This is a genomic window from Methylophaga thalassica MP (assembly GCF_000214595.1).
Lineage (GTDB): Bacteria > Pseudomonadota > Gammaproteobacteria > Nitrosococcales > Methylophagaceae > Methylophaga > Methylophaga thalassica.
Genome location: NZ_AFIG01000001.1, coordinates 1943239 through 1958616, shown reverse-complemented (window position 1 = coordinate 1958616; position 15378 = coordinate 1943239). Strand labels below are relative to the sequence as shown.

Here is a 15378-nt window from a genome sequence, read left to right as displayed (position 1 = left end):
GAATACCTCTATCAACGTTTACCTGCACAGCATAGATGGCTGTCAGTTAAGACGGGGTTAAAAATTACGGCTGCGTTTGCGGCTGTTGTTGGCCGTATTGCAGTAATGTCCTGAGGATGGGACCTAGTAAGGAACAGATAAACATGATGAGAACCATCGGCCACGGTGTCCCATCGCCGAGTAAACCAACCAGCGAACCGCTGAGCGCACCGGCAGCAAAGCCAATGGAGCCCAACAATGCGGTTGCCGTTGCACTGTTGTGGGGGAAAAACTCCACCGTCCCAGACGTGGCATTTGAGACAATCAATCCCATTGCAGTAATAAATAAAATCAATAAACTCACCACAAACCAGAGTTGAGGCTGTGCGATGACACTGACATAGCTTAATAAAATTAAGCTGGTCAGAATTTGTGCGGCTTGCCCTAAACTTAATAAAAAATGTGGTTTGTAATAGTGCAACAAACGAATATTGAGGCGGTTCGCCAGCATCATACCGATCACATTCAAACCAAATAGAAACGGATAGATGGTTTCGCTGATTTCAAAATATCCCATGTACACGGAAGGTGAGCCTGTAATAAAGGCAAACATTCCTGCGAGGGCAAAGCATTGAGAAAAAATAAAGCCCAGAGCACAGCGATGACTCAATACCATGCCATAGCGCTTGAGCATACTAGTGCGTTCGGTTGTCTTTTTACGGGTTTCTGGCAGTCGAAAAAACAGTGCTATGCCGATAGTTAAACCATAGACAAGTAAGAAAACAAAGATAAGCCGCCAGCCACTGATATGCAGGATCAGCATGCCGATAAGTGGCGCCAATAAAGGTGCAAGCATCATGATGACAGCCATATTGGAAAGGTGTCTGGCACTGTCTTTGCCATGACTTAAATCTCGAATAACAGCGGCAGCATTGACAACGGCAACGCCTCCGCCAATGGCTTGAATAACTCTAAAGCCCCAAACACTGTGGATATCCTGGCTGAAAATAATGCCAATCGTACCTAGACAGAAAATCGTCAAACCACTGCCCGTTGCTGTGCGTCGGCCAAAATGATCGGAGAATGGTCCACCCAATATCTGACCTAGTGCAAAACCAGCCAAGTAGAGGCTCAAGGATATTTCGGTGTCATGAATACTGGTGATTAAATCGTTAGCCATTTGAGGGATGGCTGGTAAGTAGGCATCAATCGCTAACGGCGTCAGCGCGGTCAACGCTGCCAGTAATAAAATAAGTGCCTTCGTTGGCGTTGTCGTTTGGTTCATAAGGTATCAATGGTTGATGAGTCAATAGAGGCAAGTGTCGACTTGAGTAAGTTCGCTAGTAAGGCTTTATCTTTGTTTTCTATCGAAGAAAGGAGCTTTTCAAGTAATACAAAGTGAGCTGGATAGGCGGTGTTGATAAGTTTTTTACCACTGCTGGTTAAAGAGACCAACACTTTTCGACGATCCTGTTGACAATGTTTGCGCTGAATGAGCATTTTCTGTTCCAGTCTGTCCAGCCGGCTTGTCATGGCACCAGAGGTGAGCAGCATGCTCTGATAAAGTTCTGATGGGGTCAAATAGCATTTGTTTTCACGTTTTAGCGTGGCGAGTACATCAAACTCACCCGGCTTGAGATCAAAGGTTCGGTGTAGCTCAGCTAGTTGCTGTTCAATAGTCTTTGCTATGCGCAAAATTCGGCCGACGACTTTGATGGCATCTGCATCGGTCTCTAGACCCACGTGTTTCCATTGCTGCATGATGACATCCAAATCATCCATATTTTGTGGCGACATGACTTACCTGATTAGCTGAAATTTATTTATCTTAGCATAGAGATAGTTAACGTTAAGTTAATTTTATTTCACTGTTTTTAAAAGCAAATATTTAATAGCCGCTAGAGGAAGTTTTTCCTGAAATTGAATGTAATATTGATGCTGACTATAGAAGCAAATTATAATATTCGTGATCGCAATGATCAGAAGGATGACAGGATTTATCATTAACTATCAGATCCTGTTTCATCATGCAGAACATGCCGTTCTGATCTCACTTACCGTATTCGGCTACAACGATGAGATGCCTGTCATAACAAGCGTAATGCTTTGTTTTTCATGAACCGTTGTTAGCTGTTTTTATTATCTTGTCCGGAGAGATGTCCTAGTGAGTCATTACAAGCCCTACAATGGTCCAGCTGCTGGTTGGGGTGCACTTATCAGTGTTACTCGTAACTGGTTGGGTAGCAAAAATGCTATATCCAACATCCGTGCGATGCTGAAAACAAATCAGGATCACGGTCTTGACTGCCCAGGGTGTGCCTGGGGGGAAACGCCTGAAAAAGGCATGATTAAATTTTGTGAAAATGGCGCTAAAGCAGTTAACTGGGAAGCCACTGGCCGTAAGGTCACCCCAGCCTTTTTCGCTAAGTACAGTAATACTGAATTACTCAAAGAGAGTGATTTCTGGTTGGAGTCACAAGGCCGTATTACCCATCCGATGCGTTACAACGCAGACACAGATCATTACGAGACCATTACCTGGCAAGAAGCGTTTGATACAGTAGCAAAACATCTTAACCAACTTGATTCTCCTCATCAGGCCGAATTCTACACCTCTGGTCGCGCCAGTAACGAAGCGGCATTTTTGTATCAGCTTTTTGTTCGTGCCTTTGGTACCAATAATTTTCCTGACTGCTCCAATATGTGCCATGAAGCCAGTGGTATAGGCATGTCTGAAGCAATTGGCGTAGGAAAAGGAACGGTTACCTTTGAAGACTTTGCTGAAGCGGATGCGATTTTTGTCATCGGTCAAAATCCAGGCACCAATCATCCACGCATGTTGGAACCGTTAAGTGAAGCGGTAAAACGTGGCGCGCATGTGGTGTGCTTTAACCCACTAAAAGAACGTGGCTTGGAACGGTTCCAACACCCACAAAGCCCACTTGAAATGCTGACCAATGAGTCAGAGCCTACGAATAGCGCCTATTTCAGACCCGCATTAGGTGGTGATATGGCAGCTATCCGTGGTATGGCCAAATTCTTATTACAATGGGATCGTGAAGCGCAGCAAAAAGGCAAACCTGCCGTATTAGACCATGAGTTTATCCAGCAACATACACACGGTATGGACGATTATTTTGCCGAAATCGATAACACCCCTTGGGAGTTAATCGAATCTCAGTCGGGTTTGAGCCTGGCCGAAATTGAAATGGCTGCCAGAATTTATGGTAAAGCTGAGCGCGTCATTATGTGTTGGGCCATGGGGATCACACAGCATGTGCATTCAGTACCGACAGTACAGGAAATTGTGAATCTGCAATTACTGCGTGGCAATATCGGTCGTCCTGGGGCGGGATTATCGCCTGTACGTGGTCACAGCAATGTGCAGGGTGATCGTACGATGGGGATTGATGAGCAACCACCGGAATGGTTATTGGATGCGATTGAAAAACGCTTTGATTTTAAAGTCCCGCGCGATCATGGACATACAACGGTTCAGGCCATTGATGCGATGGAAAAAGGTCAGGCGAAAGTGTTCTTCGGACTCGGTGGTAACTTTGTTCAGGCAACCCCAGATACCGAACGTTCTCATCAGGCTATGCGAAATTGTGATCTGACTGTGCAGATTTCAACCAAATTGAACCGTAGTCATCTTGTTACTGGAAAAGAAGCCTTGATCCTGCCTTGTCTGGGACGTACTGAAAAAGACTTCCAAAAATCAGGGTTACAGGGTGTGACGGTGGAAGATACCTTCAGTATGGTACATATCTCCTATGGCCAGCTAAAACCATTTTCACCTCTATTACGCTCTGAAGCGTCTATTATTGCCGGTATCGCTAAAGCCACATTAGGTAATAAACCCGTGGATTGGGAATGGCTGGTAGAAGACTATGATCGCATCCGTGACTTAATCGCTGAAGTCATTCCTGGTTTTGAAGGTTTCAGTGAGAAAATACAACATCCGGGTGGCTTCTACTTAGGTAATGCGGCGGCGGAACATCAATGGAACACTTCAACAGGCAAAGCTAACTTTGTTGCCAATCCATTACCTAAAACCTTGTTACAGGATCAGGTCACCATGAAAGGACAAACGCCAGATCTGATTTTGCAAACCATGCGTTCACACGACCAATACAATACAACGGTTTACAGTATGAATGACCGTTACCGTGGTGTGTATGGCATGCGTGATGTGGTCTTTGCAAATGAAGCGGATATTAAACGTCTTGGCCTCGAGCATGGCCAGAAAGTTGACATGATCACAGTTTGGGAAGATGGCAAAGAAAGAAAAGTGTCTAACTTCACCTTGTTGAGTTATGACATCCCGCAAGGTCAGGCGGCAGCATATTACCCGGAAACGAATCCATTAGTGCCACTGGAAAGTTATGGTGATAAGACTTTTACACCGACCTCTAAATTCATTGCAATTAAAGTGGTGGCCAGTGCAGCTAATGCCAATGAAGCGGTGACAGCATCTGTAGCCTAAGTTAGACCAGGCAAGAAATAAAAAAGGCACTGATGATCAGTGCCTTTTTTTATGTGATATAGCAAGTGTATTTGCTATTAGATTTCCGCTACTGCTTCCATGCATTCAGGCAAGGTTTGACCACCATCCACGACAATCTGCTGTCCGGTGATGTAAGCGGCTTCATCAGCAGCAAAGAATAAGGCCGCGTTGGCAATATCTTCGACGGCACCCAGACGTTTTAATGGGATCGCCGCAGCCATGCTGTTCAGATATTCTTCACCCAAACTGGCTAAACCTTCAGTGTAAATATTGCCTGGCATGACGGCATTGATTGTGGTGTTATAACGAGCCAGTTCCATTGCAGCTGTTTTCATAAAACCTAACTGACCTGCTTTTGTTGCACCGTAGTGAGACCAGCCAGGGTAACCGGTGATTGGGCCAGTAATAGATGAGGTCACCACCACACGACCTTTACCTTGTTTTTCGAACTGTGGAATACACGCTTTCACACACAAGAAGGTGCTTTTCAGATTGGCTGACATGATGTCATCCCAGTCTTCTGGTGTTAAGTCGACAATTTTCTTTTGTGGAAAGGTGCCTGCATTCGCGCAGAGAATATCAACGCTACTGAAACTCTCTTCGGTATAGGCGACTAATGCCTGAACTTGCTCCCAGTTTGAGACGTCGCATAAGTAATAATCTGCTGTGCCACCGTTGGCATTAATTTCTTCAACAGTTTGTTTAGCAGCGGCTTCACCACGAGCAGCGATCATGACTTTTGCACCTTGCTTTGCAAATACACTGGCAATACCTTTACCAATACCTTTCGAGCCACCAGTGACAATGACAGATTTGTTCTTAATTGAAGTGAGCATATGCAGTTCTCCGTATATTTATTGAATAGTGTTGTGACTGTATTTGTAACATAAATCTTGCGCTTTGCAACAAAAATATTGCAAGTCAGTAAAAATGAATATATAAATGTGGCTAATCCATACAGTTTTTAGAGGTTTGTTTTTATGGCTGGTTTATATAATTCCTTGTTTGTTCAAGGCTTGACGCGCGGAGTAAAAAGCTTACTTCCTCTGTGGGGTGTGTCCGATAAGGCCACAATTTCGTTATTGACCGTGTCGGAAAATGCCACATTTTTAATTAAAGATGAGCAGCGTGATAACCAATTTATTATTCGAGTACATCGGCCTGATTATCATTCTAAAAATGAGATTCTGTCTGAATTGATGTGGATACAGTCATTACGTCAGCAGCAAGTCTTGAACACCCCAGAGCCACTTGCTATGGAGGATGGCTCCTTGGTGGCAGAGTTTGATGATGATGGCACAGCCCGTTATGTGGTGGCGTTTGAGTTCCTTCCTGGACAGCAGCCGAGTGAAGATGAATCATTGATAGAAGGCTTTGAATTATTAGGTGCGACCTCCGCAAAACTGCATTTGCATGCCAAGCAATGGGGATTACCCGATACTTTTCAGCGTAAAAAATGGAATTTTGACAGTGCTTTTGGCCGCCAACCTTTATGGGGAGACTGGCGTGAGGCTTTGGGGCTGGATGAGCAAGGTAAAAATGTGCTGGAAAGACTGTGTGAAGTCCTTGAGTCAAAACTGGCAGATTATGGTGAAGGACCAGAACGTTTTGGACTGGTTCATGCTGATTTACGTTTAGCCAATTTATTGGCCGACGGCCATGATCTCGGTGTCATCGATTTTGATGACTGCGGTTTTAGCTGGTTTATGTATGATTTTGCTTCAGCGGTGTCATTCCTGGAGTTATCGCCATTATTACCAGAACTAGAGCGCGCCTGGATACGCGGTTATAAAAGTGTTTCACCGCTATCGGATGAAGATGAAGCGATGATTTCGACATTTGTGATGTTCCGGCGCTTGCTGTTGACCGCTTGGGTGGCGAGTCATCCTGAAACTGAAACGGCAGCTGAGGCGGGCTTCGATAAATATACAGCCGGTACCATTGAATTAGCCAAACGCTATCTTGATGAGCATGAAGAACAAGAAAAGTTACCCCTGAATGAAAAACGTATTCTTGATATGAATGCGTTTGAAGCTAAGCCTGGTAAACATAATAAAAATGTGGAAAGACGATTAGATAATCTGGGCGCCGCATCTGTATTGTTTTATCAAAACCCGATTGAAATGGTTTCTGCTCAGGGCGCTTGGATGCATGCTGCAGATGGTAAACGCTATCTTGATTTTTATAATAATGTGCCTTGTCTGGGGCATTGCCATCCGAGAGTTGTCGCGGCTGTATCCAAACAAATTGCAACCTTAAACGTGCATACCCGCTATTTGGTCTCTGTGGTGGATGATTATCTGGAATCACTGAAAGCAACATTGCCAGATTCTCTATCCAATGTGGTGATGACATGCTCAGGGAGTGAAGCCAATGACCTGGCTATGCGTCTGGCAGAAAATGCATCAGGTGGAACCGGTTTTATAGTCACTGAAGATGCGTATCACGGTAATACCAGCTTAGTGACAACGGTGTCACCGTCGATCATCAAGCAGGGCAGTTTACCTGATAATGTGGTCGCGATTCCGGCACCATCATCTGCTATTTATGGTGACGATATTGCTGGAGGATTTGCCGCGAAAGTGGCTGAGGCTGTTGAAACGCTTGAGCAGCGTGGCATAAAGGTGGCGGCATTATTAGTAGATACGATTTTCTCATCGGATGGTATTTACTCAGAGCCACGAGGGTTTCTGAAACAGGCCGTTAATGTGGTACGAGATGCTGGTGGCGTCTTCATTGCCGATGAAGTTCAACCTGGATTTGCCCGCATGGGCGAGACCTTCTGGGGCTTTGACTTCCATGGACTGACGCCTGATATCGTGACAATGGGTAAGCCGATGGGAAATGGTTTCCCGATGGCCGCTGTGGCAACGCGACCGGATTATCTTGAATCGTTTTGTGCTGATGTTGGCTACTTTAATACCTTTGGTGGTAACCCTGTTGCGGCAGCAGCAGGGCAGGCGGTACTGGATACGATCCAACAGGATAATCTGCAGGAAAATGCACGCAAGATGGGCGCTTATCTCAAACAGCAGCTTCAGTTTATGGCCAAACAATCATCTTTTATTGCTGATGTGCGTGGCCAGGGCTTATTTTTAGGCATAGATATTGGTGAAAGAGATAATAAACACATTCCTGATCCAGGCAAAACTCGACAAATTATTAATGGCTTAAAACATGCGGGGGTGTTGATTGGGGCAGCAGGAAAATATGGAGCAACCTTGAAGCTTCGCCCTTTATTGACATTAACGCGTTACGAAGCAGATTTCTTTTTAGATGCTTTATCCAAGCAGGTCTAAGTCATATTTATCATTGAGGCGGTTTAGGTTGCCGCCTCGCTGATATTCACCTTATCAGCCGTTAAGACTTTCTTTAATGGTCCACTGGGTTGACGATCTGTCACTAAATGATCGATCTCATTCCATCTGGCATAACGCGCTGTTGCCAGACGATCAAATTTACTGTGATCAGCGACCACCATGGTATTGGCACTTTGGCGAATCATTTGTTTATAGACATCAGCAGCGTCGGTAAGTGCATCAGCAGGCCCGGTAGGTGCCAGACTACTAGCCCCAAGAATGGCCCAGTCAGCCGTGTAATCTGATAAAAACTGACAAGTCTGCGAACCATGTGTTGCGCCTTCTTCGCCATGATAAATACCGGGTGCGATGATCACTTTAATCGTTGGATTGAATGATAGGACAGTGGCCACACCAAAAGCATGGGTGATGACCGTAATATTATTCATTTCATAGGCAATCCGTTTCGCGACTTCAACCGTGGTGACACCTGAACCTATCATCAGCACTTTAGCCCCTTTCAACATCGGTGCGGCTTTTTTGGCAATGGCTGCACGCTCTGCCAAATTGGCTTTATGACGTTCATTGAGAACAGGTTCAGCCGCCTGTCTTAGTAAAGCACCACCATATGTGCGACTAATCAGATTTTGTTCTGCTAGTTCTTCTAAATCTCGACGGATAGTTTCAGTGGTGACTTGCAGTGTTTTTGCTAACTCACTCACCCGCATAGAGGGATTGATAGTCAGTTCGTCAATGATTGCTTTGTGTCGTGCTACTTTTTTCCGTGACATAGTTACAGCCTTATGAAGAACCTAAAAGTTACCACAAAACCTCGCCTCGCTAACATGTCTGTTGTGTTAAACATTAGGATTTGTCTTGTTTGATTGTTTCCCCAGGCGTTTTCAGCGAAAATAGGCGACTTTTCTGAACCTTCAGAATAATTAGTATTCATAAGAGCATTACATTCATGTCATCTAGCCCAGTTCAACAAGCGGCATCAAAACGCCGTACTTTTGCGATTATTTCGCATCCCGATGCCGGTAAAACGACATTAACTGAAAAGCTGCTCTATTTCGGTGGTGCGATTCAGATGGCCGGTAGTGTCAAATCCCGGAAAACTGATCGTCATGCCACGTCTGACTGGATGGAAATGGAGAAAGAGCGGGGGATCTCGGTCACTTCATCTGTGATGCAGTTTCCTTACCGTGACCGTATAGTCAACTTACTTGACACACCGGGCCATGCTGATTTCTCAGAAGATACGTACCGGACATTAACGGCGGTTGACTCGGCCCTGATGGTGATTGATAGCGCGAAAGGTGTTGAAGAACGGACCATTAAATTAATGGAAGTGTGTCGCTTGCGTGACACGCCGATTCTCACTTTCGTTAATAAACTCGACCGTGAAGGTCGTGAACCGATTGAACTACTTGATGAAGTCGAAACGATTCTGAATATTCAATGTGCACCGATTACCTGGCCAATTGGTATGGGGAAAGGTTTTAAAGGTATTTTCCATTTACTGAATGACAGTATGCATATATTCGAACCACACAGTAAAGAAGCCGGAGAAATTATTGAAGGCTTGGACAACCCAAGACTGGATGAACTGTTTGGCAGTATGGCCGAAGACTTACGTGAAGAAATAGAGTTAGTACGTGGTGCCAGTCATGAATTTGATTTGGATGAATTTCTGGCCGGGCGTCTGACGCCAGTCTTTTTTGGCTCAGCGATGAATAACTTTGGTATTACCGAGTTAATGGATTCTTTCGTTGAATATGCACCACCGCCACAGCCGCGTGAAACCAAAACACGTGAAGTGGATGCAACTGAAGAAGCCTTCAGTGGTTTTGTGTTTAAGATTCAGGCTAATATGGATCCGAAACATCGTGACCGTATTGCGTTTTTACGTGTGTGTTCAGGCAAATACACAAAAGGGATGAAGCTGCATCAGGCGCGTATTGGCAAGGATGTAACCATCGCTAATGCAGTGACTTTTATGGCGGCTGAACGTGAGCAGGCAGAAGAAGCCTATCCAGGCGATATTCTGGGGCTGCACAATCACGGCACCATTCAGATAGGTGATACCTTCACTCAAGGTGAAGCTCTTCAGTTCACCGGTATTCCCTATTTTGCACCTGAGTTATTCCGTCGGGTCAGACTGAAAGATCCACTCAAGAATAAAGCCTTACTAAAAGGCTTACAGCAATTGAGTGAAGAAGGTGCAACTCAGTTATTCCGACCTTTGGATAATAACGACTTGATCTTGGGGGCGGTGGGTGTGCTTCAGTTCGATGTAGTAGTCCATCGTTTGAAAGGTGAATATAACGTCGAATGTGCTTATGAAGCGGTTCAGGTGTATACCGCACGCTGGGTCTATTGTGATGATGTGCGGAAACTGGAAGAGTTTAAAAAGAAAGCATCACAAAACCTGGCATTGGATGGTGCGGGTAATCTGACTTATATCGCGCCTACACGGGTCAATCTTGACCTGACGATGGAACGCTGGCCTGATATCGATTTCCGGGCAACACGCGAACATCTCTGATAATTGAATGCTTATTGCCTGATTGCGGTTATATATTATATGATAATGATTCTCATTTATTTAACTCGTCAGGCAATGTATGTCCGTTTATCAGGAGTCAGAGCAACAAACCATAGCTAGTCTCTACCGACAGCACCATTCTTGGTTATTTCGCTGGCTTCGTGGCAAAGTCGAGTCAACGGAATCAGCTGCTGATATTTCTCATGATATTTTTGTGACCTTATTGGCGCGTGAGGAACAGCTCTTATTAGAAGAGCCGCGTGCATTTCTCACCACGCTGGCCAAGCGCAGTGTGGCTAATCACTGGCGCCGTCAATATGTTGAAAAAGCCTATCTAGAAGCGATTTCTGACATACCTGAAGATTTACATCCCTCTGAAGAAGAGCAGGCTATTATTATCGAGTCGATAGTGGCGATTAATCAGCGATTACAAGGTTTGCCACTGGATGTGAAGCGTGCATTTCTTCATGCGCAACTGGATGGAATGAAACAGCAGGAAATTGCTGAGAAATTGTCTGTTTCGGTCTCTACCGTTAAACGCTATCTGAGTCGTGCTGCTGCTCAATGCTATTTTGCGATCAGCGTGAAATAAAAAATGACTGAAGCCATTCAAATAGAACAAAAGATCGCCTTAGAGGCGATTGAATGGTATCTGAGCTTGAGCGAGCGTGATGATGACCATGTGCTCAGACAGCAATGGCAGGAGTGGCTTGAGGCTGACAGCAGTCATCAAATCGCCTGGTCAAGAATCGAACAGGTCAATAACGAGCTGAGTTCTTTAAGCTCGCCGCTTTCACGTGGGGTGACTCACCAATCATTAAATAAAGCCGCTAAAAGTCGTCGTCATTTTTTACAGTCATTGGCCGGTGTAGCCATTATCAGTGGTGGTTCCTGGGCATTTTTAAAGAATGATATGTTTCTTGCACCCTTAATGGCTGACTACCATACAGGGATTGCTGAGACTCGACAGGTGACATTGGTAGATGGCACTCAAGTTCAAATGAATGCGAACACGGCATTTTCAGTAGATTATTCAGAGCAACAGCGTTACCTCACACTACTGGCGGGTGATGTGCTTATCACCACGGCCAAAGAGAATAGACCCTTTTTATTAAAAACACCTTGGGCTGATATGCAGCCGTTGGGCACACGTTTTTATGTGAAACAGCGTGAAAATCAGGCATTACTTGCTGTGTATGAAGGTGCTGTTAATATCATCAGACAGGATAGGTTTCCGACATTGCTAATTAAAGCAGGTCATCAGATCAGCTTTGCTGCTGATCAGTCTGGCTCGGTTGTTCCTGCCAGAGAAGAGGCATTGGCATGGCAACAGCATATGTTAATAGCAGATAACATGGCTCTGGCTGATGTGTTAACGGAATTGGAAAATTATCACCATGGATGGTTACGTTGTGACCCGACAATAGCCACCCGCCGAGTCTCGGGGACTTATCCATTAATGGATGTTGAGCAAGTATTACGAGCGTTATCTGCAACATTGCAGATTGAGTTAGTTTATAGAACGCGTTACTGGATAATGCTCAGACCAAAACAGACCGTTTAATTTTTTTGGTCTTTTTTTCATTCTCACGTGACAGAACAAATAGACACTATTTGTTAATGGAAGTGAGACATCGCATGTTATACAAGCCAACGTTATTGAGCGCCATGACGCTCGCAACTGCTTTACTGACCACCACAGGTTTGGTCCTGATATCACCGACGCCGGTATTGGCAGCAGATCAACAGATCAGTAGCACAAAACAAAAAGTTAATTTTAATGTGGCAGCAGGTCAGTTAACCAGCGCATTAAATCAGTTTGGTCAGCAAGCAGGTATTTTATTAAGTTATTCGCCTGAATTAGCCAGTCCATATAAAACCGCAGGGCTGAGGGGAGAATACAGCATTAGCATGGGATTGCAAAAACTATTGCAAGGCACCCCTTTGTCAGTGGTTAAACAATCAGAAAATAGTTATCGTCTGACACAAAGCAATGAACAATCTGCTGATTTACCTGTGGTGACGGTCACGGGGGAAAAATCATCATTATCGCCATATACACCGATTGATAGTTATGCTGCACAGCGCAGTGCATCAGCGACTAAAAACAACGCCTCAATTTTTGATACACCTCAGTCAATTTCAGTGGTTACTCAACAGCAATTAACTATTCGTGGTGCAAAAACGGTCACAGAGGCATTGCAATACACACCGAGTCTGAGTGTGCCTTATGGTTACGATACACGCTATGACTGGTTTAGTTTGCGTGGCTTTGATGCCAAAACACAGGTCTATCGTGATGGTCTGCTGATTCCAACTAGTACCTATGGTCTACCCAGAGCGGATAGTTATGCATTAGAGCGAGTAGAAGTGATTCGAGGTCCGAGTTCAGTGACTTATGGGCAAGCTCAACCGGGTGGTTTGGTGAATTTGGTCAGCAAACGCCCTACGGAGGAGCCTTTGCATGAATTACGTCTGTCAGCTGGCAGTAATGACTTTTTTGAGTTAGCCGGTGATTTCAGTGGCAAAGTTGATGAGGAAGGCAAATTACTATACCGCCTGACCTTTGTGGGTAACGATAGTAATTCAGAAGTCGACTATAACGACTCCAGACGTAAGATGGTGGCACCCTCATTAACCTGGAATATCAGTGATGATACTCAGTTAACGGTACTAGCTGTTGAGCAGCATGATGAGCAAACGTATAGTTTTAATAGTCATTTTACTTCCCATCTAATGGATTATTTTAGTCGTAACTTTGGTGGAGCTAAAGTTTATGATCGCGAATTCGGTTTTTTTGATGGTGAAGATGATTTTAATAACTTTGACCGTGATTATCGATCAGTCGGATATGAGTTTTCCCATGTGTTCAACGATACTTGGTCTTTCAAACAAAACCTTCGTTACGATGAAGTAAATCTTGATTTCAAAACTTTAAGTTCAGCACTCGCAGGTACAAATTTGGTTGCTGGTACGCTTGGTCGGAGTGCCTCACGAATTCGTGAAGACTTACATGCTGTGGCTGTGGATAACCAACTCCTGTCAAACTTTGATACCGGTTCTATTTCACATGATGTATTAATCGGCCTGGACTGGCGTTATTCTCAAGCAGATGAAAAAAATTATAGTGGAACTGCACCAACGATAAGTTATATCAACCCGGTCTATGGCTCACCTGTCGGCAATCTCTCACTGAGTCGTGATCGGGATGTCTATTCACGTCAGACGGGTCTTTATATTCAGGATCAGCTGGCTTATGAAAATTGGCGTTTACTGATTGGCGGACGTTACGACTGGGTTAAAAATGATGTTGATGTGAATTACACAAATAGTAGCGATGTTGATGCAGATAAATCAGCCGAAGATTTTTCAGGTCGGGTAGGACTGGTTTATAAATTCGATAACGGTCTTTCACCTTATATCAGCTACAGTGAGTCATTCAATTTAGTGACAAAAACCGATGAGAATGGTGGTTTATTTGATCCTGAAAAAGCCAAGCAATATGAAATCGGCGTAAAGTTTGAACCGGAAAATATTGATGGTTTTATCAGCATGGCCGTGTTTGATTTGACGAAAGAGGACTATGTCATCACCGAGTACGATGCCGTGAATGTTAATGGTGTATCACGTCAGGTGGGTGAGGTGAACTCTACCGGCGTGGAAATTGAAGCCGGTTTAGATATATCAGAACAAGTCAAACTTACAGCAGCTTATAGTTATGTTGATGCGCGTATTACTGAAAGTCCAAATAGCTGGGAAAAAGATAGTCTGATTCCTAACCAACCTCGCCAAACGGCGAGTTTATGGCTGGATTACACTCAAACAACGGGTGTACTGAAAGGCTTGGGAATGGGGGCGGGCTTACGTTATGTTGGAGAAAGCACCTATATAGGTAAAGACAGTTTAAGTACTTCAACTGTTGATATTGAAACCGGTGCTTACACATTAACTGACGCTAGTATCCGTTATGACTTTGATGATGTGAGACTGGCGCTGAACGTCAGTAATTTATTTGATCGTGAGTACACCACCACATGTACGGATCTGGTCTGTTATTACGGTGATGGCCGTCGAGTCATCGCCTCAGCGACTTACAACTGGTAGTTCTAACAAGGGTTGCATGATAAATCATGCAGCCCTTTTTTCTTATTTGTTGCCAAACACTTACTGACTCAAGCAGAATAAGCCTCAGCACTCAGAGAAGAGGGGCAGGACCATGAAAGTCAGATCGATTACCAAAAATAAAGGTAAACCTGTCATTGGCTTATCGCCAAAAGACAGTCTGGATAAAGCGGTTGCCATGTTGATGGAACACCGGATAGGCTCATTAATTATCACCGAAGCCAATGGGACGATGGTGGGGATTTTATCTGAGCGGGATATTTTGAAAATTCTTGATACCCATCCAGAACAGTGGAATCAAATGCTGGTCAACGATGCCATGACGCCGAATCCTTATACCTGTGAGCCCGATAATACGCTTGAGGAAGTGATGAATAAAATGGTGGAGCATAATATCCGTCACTTACCTGTTGTTTATAAAGGTAAGTTGGAAGGTATGTTATCTATTACTGATATCGTGGAAGAATTGCTGAAAAAAGCCAAGTTCGAGAATAAATTGCTAAAAAATTATATTCAGAACTGGCCGGACGCCGAGCAGGAAATTTAATGTTGTTCAGCATCGAAGTTATCGATGTGATCGATTTGCAGTTTGTTGTCTTTGGCAAAATCTAACAGAAAGTCGAAAAGCATCTCGTCTCTTTGTTCTAAGTCAGCGTCAATCACCACGCATTTGACGCCTTCTAATGTCGCTAGTCTGACACTGGGGTGAAAAATGATACGTCTGCCTGGGCCATAAGAAGCTACTGCCCCGCATAAGCGTTCAGCCCAGTCACTGGGACGAAACTTTCCACCGTCTAAAGTCAGCCCGCGGATGATCACCTTTTTTGATATGGACATAAAGCGTCAGCTCAATTGTGATGGGTTAAAAACGGCATTCTACTGCAAATAATCGTGTTTGCATAAGCACAGAGTGTAAATAAAAG

General features: G+C 44.4%; 12 protein-coding genes. 7 read left to right on the top strand and 5 right to left on the bottom strand.

Going from position 1 to position 15378, the window contains the following annotated elements; translation table 11 throughout:
* Window positions 1–64: 64 nt before the first annotated feature.
* A complete protein-coding gene (locus MAMP_RS09165; RefSeq protein ID WP_007145750.1) occupies window positions 65–1264 on the bottom strand; it encodes a multidrug effflux MFS transporter in 1200 nt (399 codons plus the stop codon).
* The gene (locus MAMP_RS09160) at window positions 1261–1776 is read right to left on the bottom strand and encodes a MarR family winged helix-turn-helix transcriptional regulator (RefSeq protein WP_007145749.1); all 516 of its coding nucleotides are present in this window, start codon (window positions 1774–1776) and stop codon (window positions 1261–1263) included. Before MAMP_RS09160 ends, MAMP_RS09165 begins: the two co-directional genes overlap by 4 nt.
* A gap of 367 nt (window positions 1777–2143) precedes the next feature.
* Here MAMP_RS09160 and MAMP_RS09155 point away from each other — a divergent pair, with 367 nt between their 5' ends.
* Window positions 2144–4465 (top strand): FdhF/YdeP family oxidoreductase, encoded by a 2322-nt coding sequence (locus MAMP_RS09155; protein ID WP_007145747.1) that lies wholly within the window; start codon window positions 2144–2146, stop codon window positions 4463–4465.
* Window positions 4466–4542: 77 nt separating this feature from the next.
* On the opposite strand, the gene fabG is transcribed toward MAMP_RS09155, so the two are convergent.
* Window positions 4543–5322, bottom strand: coding sequence for a 3-oxoacyl-ACP reductase FabG (fabG, locus tag MAMP_RS09150; RefSeq protein WP_007145746.1), 780 nt, complete (start codon window positions 5320–5322; stop codon window positions 4543–4545).
* Window positions 5323–5466: 144 nt separating this feature from the next.
* Between fabG and MAMP_RS15910 the strand changes: the two genes are divergently transcribed.
* On the top strand, window positions 5467–7785 hold the full coding sequence (locus MAMP_RS15910) for an aminotransferase class III-fold pyridoxal phosphate-dependent enzyme (RefSeq protein WP_007145745.1): 2319 nt from the start codon (window positions 5467–5469) through the stop codon (window positions 7783–7785).
* Window positions 7786–7808: 23 nt separating this feature from the next.
* On the opposite strand, the gene MAMP_RS09140 is transcribed toward MAMP_RS15910, so the two are convergent.
* Window positions 7809–8576 carry a DeoR/GlpR family DNA-binding transcription regulator gene (locus tag MAMP_RS09140; RefSeq protein WP_007145744.1) on the bottom strand — a complete coding sequence of 256 codons (768 nt, stop codon included), beginning with the start codon at window positions 8574–8576 and terminating at the stop codon, window positions 7809–7811.
* Between the two features lie 176 nt (window positions 8577–8752).
* Between MAMP_RS09140 and MAMP_RS09135 the strand changes: the two genes are divergently transcribed.
* From MAMP_RS09135 to MAMP_RS09115, 5 genes are all read left to right on the top strand, one after another.
* A complete protein-coding gene (locus MAMP_RS09135) occupies window positions 8753–10333 on the top strand; it encodes a peptide chain release factor 3 (RefSeq protein ID WP_007145743.1) in 1581 nt (526 codons plus the stop codon).
* A gap of 79 nt (window positions 10334–10412) precedes the next feature.
* Window positions 10413–10925, top strand: a complete 513-nt coding sequence (locus MAMP_RS09130) for a sigma-70 family RNA polymerase sigma factor (RefSeq protein ID WP_007145742.1) — start codon at window positions 10413–10415, stop codon at window positions 10923–10925.
* Window positions 10926–10928: 3 nt separating this feature from the next.
* On the top strand, window positions 10929–11897 hold the full coding sequence (locus tag MAMP_RS09125; RefSeq protein ID WP_007145741.1) for a FecR domain-containing protein: 969 nt from the start codon (window positions 10929–10931) through the stop codon (window positions 11895–11897).
* A 104-nt stretch (window positions 11898–12001) separates the two neighbouring features.
* The gene (locus tag MAMP_RS09120; protein WP_158005165.1) at window positions 12002–14437 is read left to right on the top strand and encodes a TonB-dependent siderophore receptor; all 2436 of its coding nucleotides are present in this window, start codon (window positions 12002–12004) and stop codon (window positions 14435–14437) included.
* A 112-nt stretch (window positions 14438–14549) separates the two neighbouring features.
* Window positions 14550–15002, top strand: a complete 453-nt coding sequence (locus MAMP_RS09115; protein WP_007145739.1) for a CBS domain-containing protein — start codon at window positions 14550–14552, stop codon at window positions 15000–15002.
* Here the strand turns inward: MAMP_RS09115 and MAMP_RS09110 are convergent.
* Complete coding sequence (locus MAMP_RS09110; protein ID WP_007145738.1) at window positions 14999–15292, bottom strand: DUF3579 domain-containing protein; 294 nt, start codon at window positions 15290–15292, stop codon at window positions 14999–15001. The two genes, MAMP_RS09115 and MAMP_RS09110, sit on opposite strands and share 4 nt — an antisense overlap.
* Window positions 15293–15378 lie beyond the last annotated feature (86 nt).